Annotated in this window: 12 protein-coding genes; 7 read left to right on the forward strand and 5 right to left on the reverse strand. The window is 68.5% G+C overall.

Features of this window, described 5'->3' with window-relative positions:
* Positions 1–3: 3 nt before the first annotated feature.
* The 4 genes from ACIQC0_RS14685 to hemL are packed head-to-tail and all read left to right on the forward strand — an operon-like array spanning position 4 to position 4,338.
* Entirely contained in the window at positions 4–870 is an 867-nt protein-coding gene (locus ACIQC0_RS14685) for a uroporphyrinogen-III synthase (RefSeq protein ID WP_377214821.1), read from the forward strand.
* Positions 871–920: 50 nt separating this feature from the next.
* The gene (gene hemB / locus ACIQC0_RS14690) at positions 921–1,904 is read left to right on the forward strand and encodes a porphobilinogen synthase (protein WP_377214822.1); all 984 of its coding nucleotides are present in this window, start codon (positions 921–923) and stop codon (positions 1,902–1,904) included.
* Positions 1,901–2,977, forward strand: a complete 1,077-nt coding sequence (locus tag ACIQC0_RS14695; RefSeq protein ID WP_377214823.1) for an LLM class flavin-dependent oxidoreductase — start codon at positions 1,901–1,903, stop codon at positions 2,975–2,977. The genes hemB and ACIQC0_RS14695 overlap by 4 nt, the downstream gene beginning before the upstream one ends.
* Before the next feature lie 29 nt (positions 2,978–3,006).
* On the forward strand, positions 3,007–4,338 hold the full coding sequence (gene hemL, locus ACIQC0_RS14700) for a glutamate-1-semialdehyde 2,1-aminomutase (protein WP_377214824.1): 1,332 nt from the start codon (positions 3,007–3,009) through the stop codon (positions 4,336–4,338).
* Positions 4,339–4,445: 107 nt separating this feature from the next.
* Here hemL and ACIQC0_RS14705 read toward each other — a convergent pair whose 3' ends face one another.
* The 4 genes from ACIQC0_RS14705 to ACIQC0_RS14720 form a co-directional block, all read right to left on the reverse strand.
* Complete coding sequence (locus ACIQC0_RS14705) at positions 4,446–5,288, reverse strand: MetQ/NlpA family ABC transporter substrate-binding protein (RefSeq protein ID WP_377214825.1); 843 nt, start codon at positions 5,286–5,288, stop codon at positions 4,446–4,448.
* A gap of 68 nt (positions 5,289–5,356) precedes the next feature.
* Complete coding sequence (locus tag ACIQC0_RS14710; protein WP_377214826.1) at positions 5,357–6,028, reverse strand: methionine ABC transporter permease; 672 nt, start codon at positions 6,026–6,028, stop codon at positions 5,357–5,359.
* Entirely contained in the window at positions 6,025–7,059 is a 1,035-nt protein-coding gene (locus tag ACIQC0_RS14715) for a methionine ABC transporter ATP-binding protein (RefSeq protein WP_377214827.1), read from the reverse strand. The genes ACIQC0_RS14710 and ACIQC0_RS14715 overlap by 4 nt, the downstream gene beginning before the upstream one ends.
* 333 nt (positions 7,060–7,392) lie before the next feature.
* The gene (locus tag ACIQC0_RS14720) at positions 7,393–8,103 is read right to left on the reverse strand and encodes a 3'-5' exonuclease (RefSeq protein WP_377214828.1); all 711 of its coding nucleotides are present in this window, start codon (positions 8,101–8,103) and stop codon (positions 7,393–7,395) included.
* A 63-nt stretch (positions 8,104–8,166) separates the two neighbouring features.
* Between ACIQC0_RS14720 and ACIQC0_RS14725 the strand changes: the two genes are divergently transcribed.
* The 3 genes from ACIQC0_RS14725 to ACIQC0_RS14735 all read left to right on the forward strand — a co-directional run bounded on the left by ACIQC0_RS14725 (position 8,167) and on the right by ACIQC0_RS14735 (position 15,400).
* Positions 8,167–8,583 carry an MGMT family protein gene (locus ACIQC0_RS14725; protein ID WP_400536030.1) on the forward strand — a complete coding sequence of 139 codons (417 nt, stop codon included), beginning with the start codon at positions 8,167–8,169 and terminating at the stop codon, positions 8,581–8,583.
* A gap of 74 nt (positions 8,584–8,657) precedes the next feature.
* Entirely contained in the window at positions 8,658–11,882 is a 3,225-nt protein-coding gene (locus tag ACIQC0_RS14730) for an ATP-dependent helicase (RefSeq protein WP_377214930.1), read from the forward strand.
* Positions 11,879–15,400, forward strand: coding sequence for an ATP-dependent helicase (locus ACIQC0_RS14735; protein ID WP_377214830.1), 3,522 nt, complete (start codon positions 11,879–11,881; stop codon positions 15,398–15,400). Before ACIQC0_RS14730 ends, ACIQC0_RS14735 begins: the two co-directional genes overlap by 4 nt.
* Here ACIQC0_RS14735 and ACIQC0_RS14740 read toward each other — a convergent pair.
* Entirely contained in the window at positions 15,387–16,538 is a 1,152-nt protein-coding gene (locus ACIQC0_RS14740; RefSeq protein WP_377214831.1) for a macrolide 2'-phosphotransferase, read from the reverse strand. The genes ACIQC0_RS14735 and ACIQC0_RS14740 overlap by 14 nt on opposite strands.
* Positions 16,539–16,562: the final 24 nt, after the last annotated feature.

Genomic DNA, 16,562 nt, shown 5'->3' on the forward strand with positions numbered 1-16,562 from the left:
CGGATGGAGCAGCCTCCCGGTGGATCCGCACCCGGCGCCGCGCTGAATGGTGCCCGGGTGCTGATTACCCGGAGCCCGGAGCGCGCCGCGCCGGTCGCCGCCGCCCTGGCAGCGGCCGGCGCCACACCCCTGCTGCTTCCCCTGATCGACTTCGAACGCGCAGCCGACCAGCACGCGCTGGACGTTGCCTGCGACGCCCTCAGTGCCGGAGCCTACGGCTGGCTGGTAATCTCCAGCGCCACCACGGTCCATGCCCTCGCGGGCAAGGCGCGGGAGCGCGGACTGGCGCTGCGCCAGCTGGTGCCGGCGGGCACGCGGATCGCCGCGGTAGGCCCCGCCACCCGCCGCGAGCTTGAGGCCGAAGGCCTGCAGGCACACCTGGTACCGGCCGGCGGGCAGTCCGCCGCAGGCCTCCTGGAAGTATGGCCCGGGGGCGGCACTGTGCTCCTGCCGCAGGCGGACATCGCAGCGCCGCTCCTGGCCGAGGGTCTGTCGGCGGCCGGCAGCAGTGTCACGGCTGTGACCGCCTACCACACGGTTGAGTACCCGGCGGCCGCCGAACGCAGGCTCGCCGTCGGTCCGGAAGCCAGGGCAGGCGGGGAGGGGCCGCCGTCGTACGTCCTGCTCACTCCGGAAGGTGCGCGCACTGAACTTGCCGCGGGCCGTGTAGACGCAGCCCTTGCAGCCTCACCCAGCGCCGTGCGGCGCCTCGCGGAGCTGCTGCCGGACGGAGCCTGCCGGCTGGTGGTCATCGGGCGGTCGACGGCGGAACAGGCGGCCGCACTCGACCTTCGGGTTGCCGAAGTGGCGGCTGAGCCCACCCCGGCGGGGCTGGTTGCCGCGGTAACCCGTGCCCTCAACCCGCCCTGATACCGCTGCCCGCCACCAGCCACCAATCCCACGACGCGAAGGACAGCACCATGAGCTTTCCCAACCAACGCCCCCGCCGCCTGCGCACCACCCCGGCCATGAGACGCCTTACCGCCGAAACCCGGCTGGCGCCTGCCGAGCTGATCCTGCCGGTGTTCATCCGTGAAGGGCTCACCGAACCCCACCCCATCGGCTCCATGCCGGGCGTGGTGCAGCACACCACAGACACCCTCAAACGGGCCGCAGCGGAGGCCGTGGAACTGGGCGTGGGCGGCATCATGCTCTTCGGAATTCCGGAAACCCGCGACGCCGAAGGTTCCGCTTCCCTGGACCCGGACGGCGTGCTGAACAAGGCAATCCGGGACGTCCGGGCCGAGGTGGGCGATGACCTGGTGATCATGAGCGACGTCTGCCTCGATGAATTCACCGACCACGGGCATTGCGGCGTGCTGGATGCCAGCGGCTATGTCGACAACGACCGCACCGTGGAGATCTACGCGCAGATGGCCGTGGCCCAGGCAGAAGCAGGCGCGCACATGCTGGGCCCGTCCGGCATGATGGACGGCCAGATCGCCGCCATCCGCACCGCCCTCGATGCGGCCGGACACGTCAACACGTCCGTCATCGCCTATGCCGCCAAATACGCGTCCGCGTTCTACGGGCCCTTCCGGGAGGCCGTGGATTCGCAGCTCACCGGCGACCGGCGCACCTACCAGATGGACGCCGGCAACCGCACCGAAGCGCTGCGCGAGGTGGAACTCGACCTCGCTGAAGGCGCGGACATTGTGATGGTGAAACCGGCCATGAGCTACCTGGACATCGTGGCCGACGTCGCCGCCGGGAGCCCGGTGCCGGTGGCGGCCTACCAGATCTCCGGCGAGTACGCGATGATCGAGGCCGCTGCGGCCAACGGCTGGATCGACCGGCGTGCGGCGATCACCGAATCGGTGCTGGGCATCCGCCGCGCCGGCGCCGGCATGGTCCTCACCTACTGGGCAGCGGAGCTGGCCGGCTGGCTGCAGGAATCCCGGTGAGTGCCGCGCGGGCTGCCGGGCCTACGGCGCCCGTGGGCCAGGACCGGATCCTCCTGGGCCTGAACACTTTCGGGGACGTCGGCGAGAACCCCGACGGCAGCCCGCAACACCATGCTGACGTCCTGCGGCAGGTGCTGGAACAGGCGGAACTGGCGGACGCCGTCGGACTTCACGCCTTCGGCGTGGGGGAGCACCACCGCAAGGACTACGCCATCTCCGCTCCGGAAGTGTTCCTGGCGGCAGCGGCGGCCCGGACGCAGCAGATCCGGCTGGGCTCAGCCGTCACCGTGCTCAGCTCGGACGATCCCATCCGGGTCTTCCAACGGTTCTCGACCGTGGACGCAATTTCCAACGGGCGCGCCGAAGTGATGCTGGGGCGCGGGTCGTTTGTGGAATCGTTCCCCCTCTTCGGCCTGGACCTGGCGGATTACGAGGTCCTGTTCGAGGAGAAGCTGGAACTGTTTGACAAGGTCCGTGCGCAGAAGCCCGTGCACTGGGAGGGCCGCACCCGGCCGGCCCTGCACGGATTGAGCGTGTACCCGCCCCTGGAACACCACCTGCTGCCGGCCTGGATCGGTGTGGGCGGCACGCCGGAGTCCGTGTTGCGCTGCGCCCAGTACGGCTATCCCATCATCTTCGCCATTATCGGCGGGCAGCCGGCCGCGTTCGGTCCGCTGGCCGGCCTCTACCGGGATGCCATGGAAAAATACGGGCATGCCCCGCAGCAGGTGGCCACGCACTCGCCGGGGCATGTGGCGGACACGGACCAGCAGGCCCGCGAGGAGTTCTTCCCGCACTGGCTCAAGCTGCGCAACCGGCTGGGTGCCGAGCGTGGCTGGGGTCCCGCCGGGCGCCCCGAATTCGACGCGCTTTGCTCACCCGAGGGTGCGCTGTACGTGGGCTCGCCGGACACGGTGGCCCGCAAGATCGCCATGCTGAAGAAGAACCTGGGCGTGGACCGGTTCGACCTTAAGTACAGCAGCGGCCCGCTTCCGCACTTCGCCATGATGCGATCCATCGAGCTCATGGGAACCGCCGTGGCCCCCCGCGTGGCTGAACTGCTCGGCCAGTGACGGCCGGGCCAACTGAGAGAATAGGGACCATGACTTCCACCACCACTCGTAACGAGGCACTTTTTGACCGGGCGCGGCAGCTCATGCCCGGCGGCGTCAACTCCCCGGTACGGGCCTTCGGGTCCGTGGGCGGGACCCCGCGGTTCATGGTTTCGGCCAAGGGCGCCTACCTGACCGATGCGGACGGCAACGAATACGTGGACCTGGTCTGCTCGTGGGGTCCGGCACTGCTGGGCCACGCCCACCCCGCCGTCCTCGAAGCCGTCCACGCCGCCGTCGACCGCGGACTGTCCTTCGGTGCCTCCACGCCGGACGAAGCCAACCTGGCCGCGATCGTCCAGGAGCGGGTCTCGGCCGTGGAACGCCTGCGCATGGTTTCCACCGGTACCGAAGCCACCATGACAGCAGTGCGCCTGGCCCGCGGCTTCACCGGCCGGAACCTCATCATCAAGTTCGCCGGCTGCTATCACGGCCACCTGGACGGACTGCTGGCCTCGGCCGGATCCGGCGTGGCAACACTGGCGCTGCCGGGTTCGGCAGGCGTCACCGCAGCGACCGCCGCGGAGACGCTCGTGCTGCCGTATAACGACCTTGCCGCGGTGGAAGCTGCCTTCGCCGCCCACGGCACGGACATCGCCGCCGTGATCACCGAAGCCGCGCCCGCCAACATGGGCGTGGTCACCCCCGCCGAAGGCTTCAACGCCGGCCTGGCCCGGATTACCCGCGCACACGGTGCGCTGCTGATCGTCGACGAAGTTCTCACCGGGTTCCGCACCGGATACTCCGGCTATTGGGGCCTGACCGGCGGAGCCCCGGACGCGGCCGACCCCTGGACCCCGGACCTCCTCACCTTTGGCAAGGTGATCGGAGGGGGAATGCCGACGGCGGCCCTCGGCGGGCGTGCCGACGTGATGGACTACCTCGCACCCATCGGCCCGGTCTACCAGGCCGGCACGCTCTCCGGAAACCCGGTGGCGATGGCCGCCGGCGTTGCCACACTGACCCACGCCACACGGGACGTGTATGAGGCCATCGACTCCCGGTCCCTGGAACTGTCTTCAGCACTGTCCTCCGCACTGGACGCGGCCGGCGTGGACCACTCCATCCAGTTCGCCGGCAACCTGTTCTCCGTGGCGTTCGGCACCTCGGCCCGCGGCGTCCACAACTACGGCGACGCCCAGGCACAGGAGACCTTCCGCTACGCGCCGTTCTTCCACTCCATGCTGGACTCCGGCGTCTACCTGCCGCCGTCCGTCTTCGAAGCCTGGTTCCTGTCCGCAGCGCACGACGATGCAGCCATGAACCGGATCTTCGATGCCCTGCCGGCCGCTGCGAAAGCGGCCGCTGCAGCGCAAGGCTAGTTCCGGCGTCGTACGCGCCACGAAAAATCCCCGCCTCCCGGACCGTTCCCCGCCGCATTCGCGGGGGAGAAGTCCAGGGGGCGGGGATCTTTGTGGTCCCTGCTGCCTTAGAAGGCGGGGGTCACGTCACCGTTGGGCCATTCCTTCTCGATGAAGGCCTTGACCTCGGGGGAGTGCAGGAGCTCTTCCAGCTTCTGGATGCGGGCGTCCTCCGCGGAATCCTCGCGCCAGGCCAGGAAGTTGGCGTAGGGGTTCTCTTCCACCGATTCCACGGCGAGGGCGTCCTCGGTGCTGAGGCCGGCCTTGAGGATGAAGTTGCCGTTGATCAGGGCCAGGTCCACCGAGGGGTCCTTAAGGTCGTTGATCAGCAGTTCCGGCTGGTTCTCGGAGAACTTCAGCTTCTTCGGGTTCTGCTCGTCAGTCAGGGTGAGGACGGCGGAGTCATCCTCGATGTCCTTGACCAGGCCGGCAACTTCCAGGACCTTCAGGGCGCGGACCTGGTTGGAGGGGTCGTTGGTGATGGCCACCTTCGCGCCGTCCTTGATGTCCTTGATGTCCTTGACCTTCTCCGAGAACGCGGCGTAGGGCTCGATGTGGACGCCTTCGCCGTGACCGAACTTGTAGCCCTTGGTCTCCACCTGGTCCTCGTACCAGGGCAGGTGCTGGTAGAAGTTGGCATCCAGCGAGCCGTCGCTCAGTGCGGTGTTGGGGGTCTGGTAGTCCTCGATTTCCTTGATCTCGAGCTTCAGGCCGGCCTCGGGGGCGAGTTCCTGGTTGACGAATTCGAGGATCCTGGCGTGCGGGACGGGGCTGGCCCCAACGGTGAGGGTTGCCGGGTTGGCAGGGTCGAGGGTGGCGACGTCGGCGCTCGGGGTGGAGGAACCACCGCAGGCAGCCAGCGTCAGCGCAGTGACGATGCCCGTGGCCAGGAGGGAGAGTTTCTTACGCATGGGATGCGTTCCTTTCAACTGCTGAAATGGGAATGGGGGCCGGGGCGTCCGGGCCTGGTGGCTGGCGCCTAGCGGTGGTCCAGGCGCCTGGAGATCCATTCGCCCAGGACTTGGATGACCTGGACCAGAACGATGATGAGGACGATCGTGACCATCATGACCGTGACATCGAAGCGCTGGAAGCCATAGTTGTAGGCCAGCTTGCCCAGGCCGCCGCCGCCCACCAGTCCGGCCATGGCCGAGTAGCCCACCAGGGTAACCACGGTGGTGGTGGTGGCTGCGACCAGGGCGGGAAGCGACTCGGGCAGCATCACCTTGTTGATGACCTGCATTCGGGTGGAGCCCATGACCTGGGCGGCGTCGATCTTGCCGTGGTGGACGTCACGCAGCGCGGTTTCCACCAGTCGGGCGAAGAAAGGGATGGTGCCGATGGACAGCGACACCGAAGCCGCTACGGGACCCAGACTGGTTCCGGTAAGGAGGCGCGCCACCGGAATCAACGCCACCATGAGGATCGCGAACGGGATGGACCGGGTGATGTTGACCACCACGTCGCTCATGATCCGGTTGGCCACGGGCATGGGCCGCAGGCCGCCGGGAGCGGTGGCATGCAGGAACACGCCGAGGGGCAGCCCCACGAGGACCGTGAAGAAGGCAGAGATTCCCACCATCTGCAGGGTTTCCACGATCGCCTCGGGCAGCGCCTTGGCCAGGACCGGATTGCTGAAGAGTTCGTTCACAGGAGTTCTCCCGCCTGATTAACCTCGGGTTCGTCCCCGGGGGTTGCGGCCTTGACGGCAATGCCGCGTTCGGCGAGATAGGCAATGACCGCGTCGCGGTCTGCTTCGCGGGCAAGCTGGACCCGGAGATGGCCGAACTGCTGTCCGCCCAGGGTTTCAACGCTGCCGGCCAGGACATTGAGGTCGATATCGAAATGACGTGCGACGCCGGTCAGGACGGGCTCCCGGGCACTCTCGCCGGAGAAGAGGATCTCCAGCACCGGACCGCTCTGGAGCGCCCCCTTCAGGGGTTCGGCGGCAGGGAGCGGCAGCAGCGCTTTGGCCAGCCGGCTTTCCAGGTTGCCGGCCACGTCTTCCAGGGCGCCGTGCTCCACGATGCGGCCCTTGGAAAGCAGCGAGACGGAATCGCAGACGCGCTTCACGACGTTCATCTCGTGGGTGATGATGAGCACGGTGAGCTGCAGCCGGGTGGTGAGGTCGTGGATAAGGTCCAGGATCTCGTCCGTGGTGGTGGGGTCAAGGGCCGAGGTGGGCTCGTCGCAGAGCAGGACGTCGGGGTCTGCGGCCAGGGCCCGGGCGATGCCGACGCGCTGGCGCTGGCCCCCGGAGAGCTGGGAAGGGTAGGCGTTTTCGAAGCCGGTGAGGCCCACGAGGCCCAGCAGTTCCGTAACGCGGGCGCGGATTTTATCCTTGGGGGCCTTGACCAGTTCGAGCGGGTGGGCCACGTTGCCGGCGGCAGTCCGTGAATCCATCAGGTTAGCGTGCTGGAACACCATGCCAATCCGCCGGCGGGCCGAGCGGATTTCCGAGTCCTTGACCGAGCTCAGCTCGGTGCCGTCGATGCTGACGGATCCGGACGTGGGGCGGTCAAGCAGCGTGAGACAGCGGACCAGCGTGGACTTGCCGGCGCCGGAGTGGCCGATGATTCCGTGGATCGAGCCTTTGGGAACGGAAAGTGAAACGCCATCAAGGGCCACTACTTCCTTTTTCCCTTGGCGGTAGACCTTGCGCAGGTCAGTAACAGTGATCATTTGTCCTCAGGAGATTGGCATGGGGCAGTGGCATAGCACAGGCACCCGTTTGAACTTAATTATGTCAGCGGGCCGATGGAGCCGTCACTTCCGTTCAGGATTTCGCTGAATGCTTGCTTAACCGAACAATGTTCCAGTTCAGGTCGAAGCGTCATTTTGTCCTGCAGGCAGTGGCGGCATTGGGAAATTGCCATACGAATCCCGGCAGGTGCCGCCAGAGGTGCATGCGTGTGATACTCGTCGCAGCAGCAGCAGCAGCAGCAGCAGCAGCAGCAGCAGCCCGGCGCAGGGCCGCGATGGCCCGTCCCCGCGTCAGGGCACCGGACGGCGAGGCTAGAAACCTCCGGTGGTGGCGTCCTGCGGAGGAAGGACGGGCCAGTCTCCTTCGATGACGGCCGTCGGCTTGGTCTTGCGCAGGTAGCCCTGGAAGTCCGCGGCCTGGCTCACGGCCCAGTCAACCTGAAGCTGGTGGAGCTGGCCGGCGGGCATGACGAGCTTGGGAAACTTGCCGGCCATGGCGTCGAGGACCTTCAAGGTGGCCAGGGCGTCCGCCGCGGAGGTGTGGGCGTTGTCCAGCACCACGCCGTACTCCTCGCAGAGCGCCGTCAGCGTCCGCTTGCCCTTCCGGTACCGGTCCACCTGCTTGTTCATGATGTACGGGTCCAGGACCGGGAAGCGGGTGAGCTGTGGAACGCCATAGCGGGCGGATTCGGCCGCGAGGACCGTGAAATCGTAGCTGGCATTGAAGGCGATGACGGGGACGCCGGCGTCGAACAGGTCCTGCAGGACTGTTGCCAGCTCCCGGGTGACTTCGTGGGCGGGGCGGCCCTGGCTGCGGGCTTGCTCAGTGGTGACGCCGTGGACGTCACTGGCCTCCGTGGGAATCTCCACCCCTGGATCCGCCAACCATTCATGCTCGGTTACCAGCTCCCCGTGCTGGTCCACCACCGTGACGGACGCCGTGACAATGCGGGCCGCGCGCGAATTGCGGCCGGTGGTCTCGAGGTCGAATGCTGCGCGGGGGAGGGTGTTCCAGGTGCTCATGGTCCAACGCTATCGGGGCCGGCCGACAATTCGGCTCAACGCCACTGCGGCTACATTGGACCAATGCGGAGTGACTACGTGGAGGCAGTGCTGGCCGTCGTCGACATGGTTCCTGCCGGCTCCGCTGTGTCCTACGGCGACGTTGCCGAACTCCTTGGCGCCGGAGGCCCGCGCCAGGTGGGTGCCGTCATGAGCCATCATGGCAGCACCGTGCCCTGGTGGCGGGTGCTGAGGGCGGATGGCCGCGCGCCGGCCGGGCATGAAGCCGGGGCGTTGCGCCATTATCTTGAAGAGGAAACAGCGCTGCGCGGCGATATTGTCGGACACCTGCGGACCGGCGAAGGCAGCTGGCGCGTGGATCTGGCAGCGGCGCGCTGGGCGCCCACCGAAGAGAACTTCGCCCGAATAGACGCTTTGGCCTGCGGCCTGGCGGCGCCGCTGCCGGAATTGTCACTGGCTGATGATGGAATGTCCGGGTGACGTTAACAGCTTCGCTTCAAGGCCTTCCGGACCAGGGCCACGTTCCGAACCAGGACCCGGCAGATGCACACAGCCTGGCACTGGCACAGGAGGCCGGGCCGGCACTCCGGTTGCTTCCCCCGGCCAGGGTCCACGCCGCCGCACCCGTCCTGACGGCGGACCAGCAGGCCGTAGTGGACGTCCCGGCAGGTTCGGGCCCCGTGCTGGTGCCGGGCGCCCCGGGAACGGGGAAGACCACAGTGCTCGTAGAGGCGGCGGTGACGCGCGCGGTCCGGGACGGCGTGGACCCCGAACGCATGCTCATCCTGGCGCCTACCCGGCTGGCCGCAGACTTCCTTCGGGACAGCTTCACTGCGCGGCTGGACCGGAGCCTGAGCACCACGCCGGCAAGGACCTGGGCCTCCTACGCGTTCGACGTGCTCCGCCGCGCCAAGGCTGAAGGAATCCTTGCGTTGTCCCGGCCGCCCCGCCTGCTGTCCGGGCCGGAACAGGACCTCATCATCAAGGAACTTCTCGAGGGGCACCGGCTGCCCGGCCTTGAACTGCCCTGGCCGGAGGATCTGGACCAGGCCCTGGATACCCGGGGTTTCCGGCAGGAGGTCCGCCAGCTCTTTGACCGCATCATCGAATCGGGCAGGACCGCGCAGGACCTCGCGCTGCTGGGTGAACAGTGCGGCCGACCGGACTGGGTGGCGGCCGCGCGGCTCTACGCCGAATACCGCGACGTCCTGGACCTTAGGATGCCGGAAGCCTTCGACCCTGCCGGGATCCTGACAGCGGCACGGCACGTCTTCCAGGACGCCCCGGACTTCCTGGCCGCGGAACGGGACCGCCTCCAGCTGGTCCTGGCTGATGACATCCAGGAAGGCAGCCCCGCTGTTTTCGAACTGCTGGCCGACATCACCGCCGGACGGGATGCCTTCATCACCTCATCGCCGGACACCGTGGTCCAGGGGTTCCGTGGTGCCCGCCCGGACCTCGTGGCGGACCTCCCGGGCCTGCTGTCACCGCAGGCCCCCATCCTGGAGCGGCCGCTGCAGTTCGCGCACCGGCATGCCCCGGCCGTCGCCCGGGCCTGGCAGGGAGTGGCGGGCAGGATCTCACAACGTGCCGGCGGGCAGCTGGCCCGGCGGCTCGATCCCCACCGCGACGCGGGTGGGGCCGGTGCAGTGGAGGCCCACCTCGTTCCCTCCGCCGTGCATGAACTCCGGTACGTCACGCAGCGGATCCTGGACCAGCACATCAACCATGAACGGGACCTCAGTGACATGGCCGTGATCGTGCGCAACGGCGGCCAGGTCGCCGAACTCCAGCGCTACCTTGCCGGGCAGGGTGTCCCCGTGCGCGTCCCGGTGGCGGAATCTGCGGTTAGGGACGAGGTCGCGGTGCGGCCGCTGCTGGACGCCTTTGCCATCGCCCTGGACAGCTCCCGGCTCACGCCCGAGGCAGCGGTATCACTGCTGACGTCGCGGATCGGCGGTGCCTCGGCCATAGAATTGCGCCGGGTCCGGCAGTCGCTCCGGCGCGAGGAACTGCAGGGCGGCGGAGGCCGGACCAGCGACTCGCTCCTGGTCGAAGCGCTCCTGGAGCCCGGCGCGCTGTCCACCCTCGGTATCGAAGGCCGCTCGGCCCGCAGGACGGCCCGGATGATCCAAGCCGGCCAGCTCGCGGCGCTGGAGCCCGGGGCGAATGCCGAGTCGGTGCTGTGGGCTATCTGGAGCGCCACCGGCCTCGCCGCGGAGTGGACCCGTACGGCGCTCGCCGGCGGCCCCCACGGCGCCCGGGCTGACCGGGACCTTGACGCCATGATGGCCCTGTTCCACACCGCTGAACGCTACGTCGACCAGATGCCGGGCGCCGGCCCGGAACAGTTCCTCGAGTACCTCCTGAACCAGGAGCTCCCCATGGACACTCTGGCCGCGCGGGCCCAGGTCGACGATGCCGTGGAACTGATGACGCCCGCCAGCGCCGCCGGCCGGGAATGGCCAGTGGTGATCGTTGCCGGCCTCCAGGAGGGCGTGTGGCCCAACACCAGGCTCCGAGGCGAACTCCTGGGCAGCACCCTGTATTCGGATGCCGTGGAGCACGGGGTTCCCTACGCCCTGCAGCGCGACCCGCTGAGCAGGCTGCGGGACATCCGCTACGACGAACTGCGGAGCTTCTCCACGGCGGTGTCCCGGGCACGGGACCTGCTCATCTGCACCGCAGTTTCGTCCGAAGACGACCAGCCTTCCTCGTTCCTGGACTACATCGCGCCGCTGCCCGCCGGGAGCACCGGCCGGGGCTACACTCCCGTCGACCGTCCCACCACGCTGCGCGCCCTCGTGGCGGAACTGCGGCAGCATGCCCAGCTCGGCGGCACCGCAGGCCAGGAGGCCGCCCGGGTCCTGGCACACCTCGCCGTAGCGGACCCGCCCGTAGCGGGGGCCCACCCCGGCTCCTGGTGGGGGCTTGCCCCCCTCAGCTCCGACCAGGCGGTGGTACCGCCGGACGGAACAGTGTTTGTCTCGCCGTCCAAGGTGGAAACGGTGCAGAAATCCCCGCTCGACTGGTTCGTCCAGGCAGCCGGGGGCGAGGCCGCCACAGATTTTGCCCGCAGCCTCGGCACGCTGGTCCACACCATTGCGCAGGAACTTCCGGAGGCCTCGGGTTCCGAATATGTGGCGGAGCTGATTAAACGCTGGCCGGCCTTGGGGATGAAGGACAACTGGGAAGGGCGGCTGGATTTCCAGCGTGCCGAGGCCATGGTCCGCAAGCTCGCCTTGTATGTGCTGGCCATGAGGTCGGAGGGGCGGAGCCTGGTAGGCGTGGAGCAGGACTTCGAGGTTCCGCTGGGTCCGGTCACCGCGGACGACGGCGGCACTCGCCTTGGCGTTTTGCGCGGCCAAGTGGACAGGCTGGAAATCGACGGTGACGGCCGTCTGGTGATCGTTGACCTCAAGACCGGTAAACGGCAGCCGGGCAAGGGCGATGTCCCGCGCCATCCCCAGCTCGGCGCCTACCAGGCGGCCGTACTGGCGGGCGGGTTCGCTGCGGAGGACGGCAGCGGCGGAACGCCCGGCGGTGCGGTCCTGGCGCAGCTGGGAACGGGAACGAAGGGGCCGGCCATCCAGCACCAGGACGCGCTGGACCCGCAGGAGAACTGGGCCATGGACATGGTGAAGGCGGCAGCGGCCGTGATGGCAGGCAGCACGTTTGAAGCACGGCACGATCCTGCCAAGGGAGGGCACGGCGGTCATGGCTGCCGGCTGCCGGAAGTCTGCCCTCTCTGCGTCCGCGGACGGCAGGTGACCGAGTGAGCGAGGTGCATTCCGCTGTGCAGGAACCGAGGTTTACCCCCGAAGAGCTTTCAGGGCTGCTGGGCGAGAAGAACGTGCCCACGCCGGAACAGTCCGCCATCATCTCCTCGCCGCTGGAGCCGCGCCTGGTCATCGCAGGTGCCGGGTCGGGCAAGACGGCCACCATGGCTGACCGCGTGGTATGGCTGGTGGCCAACGGGTGGGTGCGGCCGGAGGAAGTCCTCGGCGTCACGTTTACCCGCAAGGCGGCGGGGGAGCTGGCCTCCCGGATCCGGACCAAGCTGGCCACGCTGCAGCAGGTGGCCCGCCAGGACGGGAGCCACGGCTTCCCGGAGGGATTGTCCGGCAGCGAGGCCCCGGAGCCCAAGGTCTCCACCTATCACTCGTTCGCCAGCGGAATCGTCTCCGATTACGGGCTACGGCTCGGCGTGGAGCGCGATGTGGTCCTGCTGGGCGGGGCGCAGGCATGGCAGCTGGCCAGCGAGGTGGTGGAGGCTTACGACGGCGAGTACGCCCACTTCCGAACAGCCAAGTCCACGCTGGTCAAGGCCGTCATCCAGCTTGCCGGTGAATGCGCCGAGCACCTCCAGGATCCCCGTGAGGTCGAGGCATGGCTGATGGCGCGGCTGGCGGGGTTCCAGGCCCTGCCATACCTGGATGGCAAAGCGAAGAATGCGCCGCAGGCCGCAGGAGAACTCGCTGCCATGCTGCGCACCCGCGCCAGCGTGGCTGACATGGTGGCACGGTACGCGGCAGCGAAACGGGCCCGGGGAGCACTGGACTTCGGTGACCTCGTGGCCCTGGCTGCCCAAGTGGCCCGCGACGTTCCGCTGGCGGCCACCGTGGAACGGCAGCGCTACAAAGTGGTTCTTCTTGACGAGTTCCAGGACACCTCGTACGCCCAGCTGGTCCTTTTCTCCCGACTGTTCGGCGGCGGACATGCCGTGACGGCGGTCGGCGACCCCAATCAGTCGATCTATGGCTTCCGCGGCGCGTCCGCGGGCCAGCTCTTCCACTTTGTCCGGGAGTTTCCGGTCCGCAACCATCCGGCCGGCCAACCGGGCAGTTGGTCCCCGGCCCCCACTTCCTACCTCACCACGGCGTGGCGGAACGGCCGTAACATCCTGGCTGCGGCCAACGTCATGTCCCAGGCGCTGGCCAGGGAGGCTGCCCAGCGGGGGCCCGCCGGCGGCGGGGTGGACGGCGCCGGCGGTCCCGCAGGTGCCACCGGGGTTCCCGAGGTGCCGCCGCTGCAACCCAGCCCCTTCGCGGCCGATGGAAAGGTGGTCATGGGCCGGTTTGCCAGCGACGCCTCGGAGGCCGAGGCCCTGGTGCAGGACGTCCTGAAGTACCGTGTGACGGACTTCGAGATGAAGGCGGACGGTTCACCGGTACCACCCGCGCTCGCAGTCCTTTGCCGCCGCCGGGCCCAGATGGAGGCCGTCCGGCGCGAATTCGACGCACGCGGAATCGCGTACGAGATCGTTGGCCTGGGCGGACTGCTGGACACCCCGGAAATCGTGGATCTGGTCGCCACGCTCCGTGTCCTGGCCGACCCGACGCGGTCGGATGCGCTGATGCGCCTGCTGGCAGGGGCGCGGTGGCGGATAGGCCCGGCAGACCTCATGGCGCTGCGTGACTGGTCAGGCCAGCTGGCTGGGCGGCGCAGCCAGGCCGCCCAACGCCCCGACAGCGCATCGGGGGAGTCAGCGCCGCACCAGCAGCAGGGCCCGGCGCAGGACGGAACTGACGACGGCGGTACGGTCCTTGAGGGGGACCTGACGGACGGCGCCAGCCTGGTGGAGGCCCTCGACTGGCTGCCCCGCGAAGGCTGGACGTCCACGCACGGCCGGTCCCTAACGCCGGAAGGCCGCAGCAGGATGGCACGGCTTTCCGCCGAGCTGCGCCAGCTGCGGACCTACCTGGCCGACGATCTCACCACCCTCTTGGGTGAGGTGGAACGGGCCATGCTGCTTGACATCGAGGTAGCGGCCCGTCCCGGCGTCAGCATCCACCAGGCGCGGCGCAACCTCGACGCGTTCCAGGACGCGGCCGCCGGATTCCTGCGCACCTCCCAGCGCGTGGATGTCCTTGCCTTCCTGGCGTGGCTTGAGGCCGCTGCCGCTGAAGAGAACGGCCTGGAATCTCCGCCCAGCGAGGTCAACCGGGAAGCGGTCCAGTTGCTCACGGTCCACGCATCCAAGGGCCTGGAGTGGGACGTCGTGTTCGTGCCCGGCCTCAACGCCGGCGCCTTTCCCAGCGACCGGGACTCGCGGTGGAGCAGCGGCGCGGCAGCGCTTCCCTGGCCCCTGCGCGGCGACCGGGCGGACCTGCCGCAATGGGACCTGGACCAGCCCGACCAAAAGGGCTGGATCGACGCGGAGAAGGATTTTAAATCGGCCGTCCAGGCACACGGTGTGTCCGAGGAACGCCGGCTGGCGTATGTGGCCTATACCCGCGCCAAGCACGTCCTGTGGTTGTCCAGCGCCGCATGGGTGGGCTCCCGGGCCGGCTTGGCGGTGATGTCTCCCTTCCTCGCCGAACTCGAATCACTCACCCAGGGCAGTGGCGGTGAGCCTGCCGCAGCCATGGTGCATCCGGCTTCCCTTGAGGAGGCCGCCCTGCCCGAGTCCAGTCCGCTGACACTCGACACAGAAGTGGCCTCCTGGCCCTACGATCCGCTCGAAGGTCCCGTAAACCCCCGCACGGGGGCACGCCTGCGGTCCGCCGAAGGGCGGCGGGACGCCATGGAGGCGGCCGCGGCCCGTGTCCGGGCGGAGCTAACAGCCGTAGCAGAGGCGCCCCTGCTACCCCAAGGAAATGGCGCCGGCCCCACCGGAAGCACTCCGCCGCCGTGGGCGAAGGAAGCCGCGCTCCTGCTGGAACGCAGGGCCCGCCGGTCACACGGCCAGGACGTCCACCTTCCCGGCCACATCTCTGCCTCCACCTTCGTGGAACTCAGCGATGATCCTTCGGCGGTCCTGGCGCGCCTGCGGCGGCCTGTCCCGCGCGAACCCGGGATGTCCGCCCGCAAGGGAACCGCCTTCCACGCCTGGGTGGAGGAGTACTACGGAACCAGTGGGATGCTGGACCTGGAGGAGGCACCGGGTTCGGACGACCACATCGATGCGGCCTACGACCTCGACGCTATGGTGGCCACGTTCAAGTCTTCGCCATGGGCTGACCGCTCCCCGGCGTTCGTTGAAGTGCCTGTGGAAACGCGCGTTGGCGACGTCGTGGTGCGGGGCCGCATCGATGCGGTATTCCAGGACCCTGACGGCCGCTGGGACTTGGTGGACTGGAAGACCGGGCGGCGTCCTTCCGCCGCCCAGCTCAAGACCCGCGCCGTTCAGCTGGCTGTCTACCGGCTTGCCTGGGCAAGGCTGAAGGGCGTTCGACTGGAAGACGTCCGTGCGGCGTTCTTCTATGTTGCGGACAACCAGGTGGTGCGTCCTCACGACCTCGGGAACGCCGCGCACCTGGAGGAGCTGGTGGCGGCCGCGTTCAGTTCTTCCTGATCTCCACCACGGAGAGGGCAGCCGTGGAGGTGTCCTCCGCACTCGCCGAAGGCGCGTCGCCGGCGCCGTGGCCGGGTTCCGGAGGGATCGGTGTCACGTGTACCGCCGGTACCGCCTTCAGTGGAACCTGCTGGACCGGCGTGGCAGGCTGAACACCAGGGACGGGGCGTGCCAGCGGGAGGGGCTCAGCGGCCACCACAGGTTCCACCGAGAGGGGCTGGCCGCCGTGGCGGAGGATATCCTCGTCGAGCGAGCTGAGCATGTCCTCCGCCTCGGCGATCATCCCGGCGTCGTTGGCCGCGATGCCCTTGACCAGGTACTGTGCCAGTGCAAACTCTGCCGAGAGCGCCGCCCGCCGCAGGAGATGGGTGTCGGTGCTGTCGCGGCGTGCAGAGCTGTAGGCGGCGAGCACCGCATCCACGAAGTCCTGCTCGTTTGACGCCACCAGCCACGCAAAGTCGTCCGCCGGGTCGCCGATGCGCAGATCGGTCCAGCCGGTCACGGCGCTGACCCGGTCGCCCTCCACCAAGAGGTTGTCTTCGTGCAGGTCCCCGTGCACCACGCACGGGTTGAACCGCCACAGCGAGACGTCTTCGAGGGCGTGTTCCCAGCGCAGGAGCAGGCCCGCCGGGATTTTTCCGGTGGTCGCGGCCTGGTCAAGTTCGTTCAGGCGGCGCTGCCGGAACTCGTTGGGGGTATAGCTGGGCAGGTCGGCATTGTTGACCAGGTCCAGTGGGAGGTCGTGGATCGCAGCCAGCGCCGTACCTATTTCCCTGGCCAGGGCCGGCGAACTGCCCGTCAGGTCCTCGACGCTGCGGGTGGAGCCGCCCAGATGCGAGTAGACAAAGGTGCTCAGGGCTCCAAGGCGCACGCTTCCGGCTACCGTCGGCATCAGGAACGGCAGTTCGGCGCGGACGGCCGGGGCAAAGGCCCTCAGCACCAGGAACTCGGTCTCCAGCCGGGCGCTTGCCTCGGCATGGCGCGGAGACCTGACGCGCCACCTCTTGCCCTCCGAGTCCAGCAACAGGGCAGAATCGAAGTCCGCCGGATCATCCGGGGCAGCACTGACAGCCGTCGGGGTCAGTCCGGGGACAGCCGCGGTAGCAACGGCTGCCAGTTCCATTGGTTCTCTTCTCACCGTTCCACGGTAGATTGCCCGCCC

The sequence above is a fragment of the Pseudarthrobacter sp. NPDC092419 genome (genome assembly GCF_044755045.1).
In the GTDB taxonomy this organism is placed as follows: Bacteria; Actinomycetota; Actinomycetes; order Actinomycetales; family Micrococcaceae; genus Arthrobacter.

Coding starts and splice junctions, on each gene's coding strand:
- ACIQC0_RS14685 (WP_377214821.1), top strand. CDS start 4: ATGGAGCAGCCTCCCGGTGGATCCGCACCCGGCGCCGCGCTGAATGGT.
- hemB (WP_377214822.1), top strand. CDS start 921: ATGAGCTTTCCCAACCAACGCCCCCGCCGCCTGCGCACCACCCCGGCC.
- hemL (WP_377214824.1), top strand. CDS start 3,007: ATGACTTCCACCACCACTCGTAACGAGGCACTTTTTGACCGGGCGCGG.
- ACIQC0_RS14705 (WP_377214825.1), bottom strand. CDS start 5,288: ATGCGTAAGAAACTCTCCCTCCTGGCCACGGGCATCGTCACTGCGCTG.
- ACIQC0_RS14715 (WP_377214827.1), bottom strand. CDS start 7,059: ATGATCACTGTTACTGACCTGCGCAAGGTCTACCGCCAAGGGAAAAAG.
- ACIQC0_RS14720 (WP_377214828.1), bottom strand. CDS start 8,103: ATGAGCACCTGGAACACCCTCCCCCGCGCAGCATTCGACCTCGAGACC.
- ACIQC0_RS14725 (WP_400536030.1), top strand. CDS start 8,167: ATGCGGAGTGACTACGTGGAGGCAGTGCTGGCCGTCGTCGACATGGTT.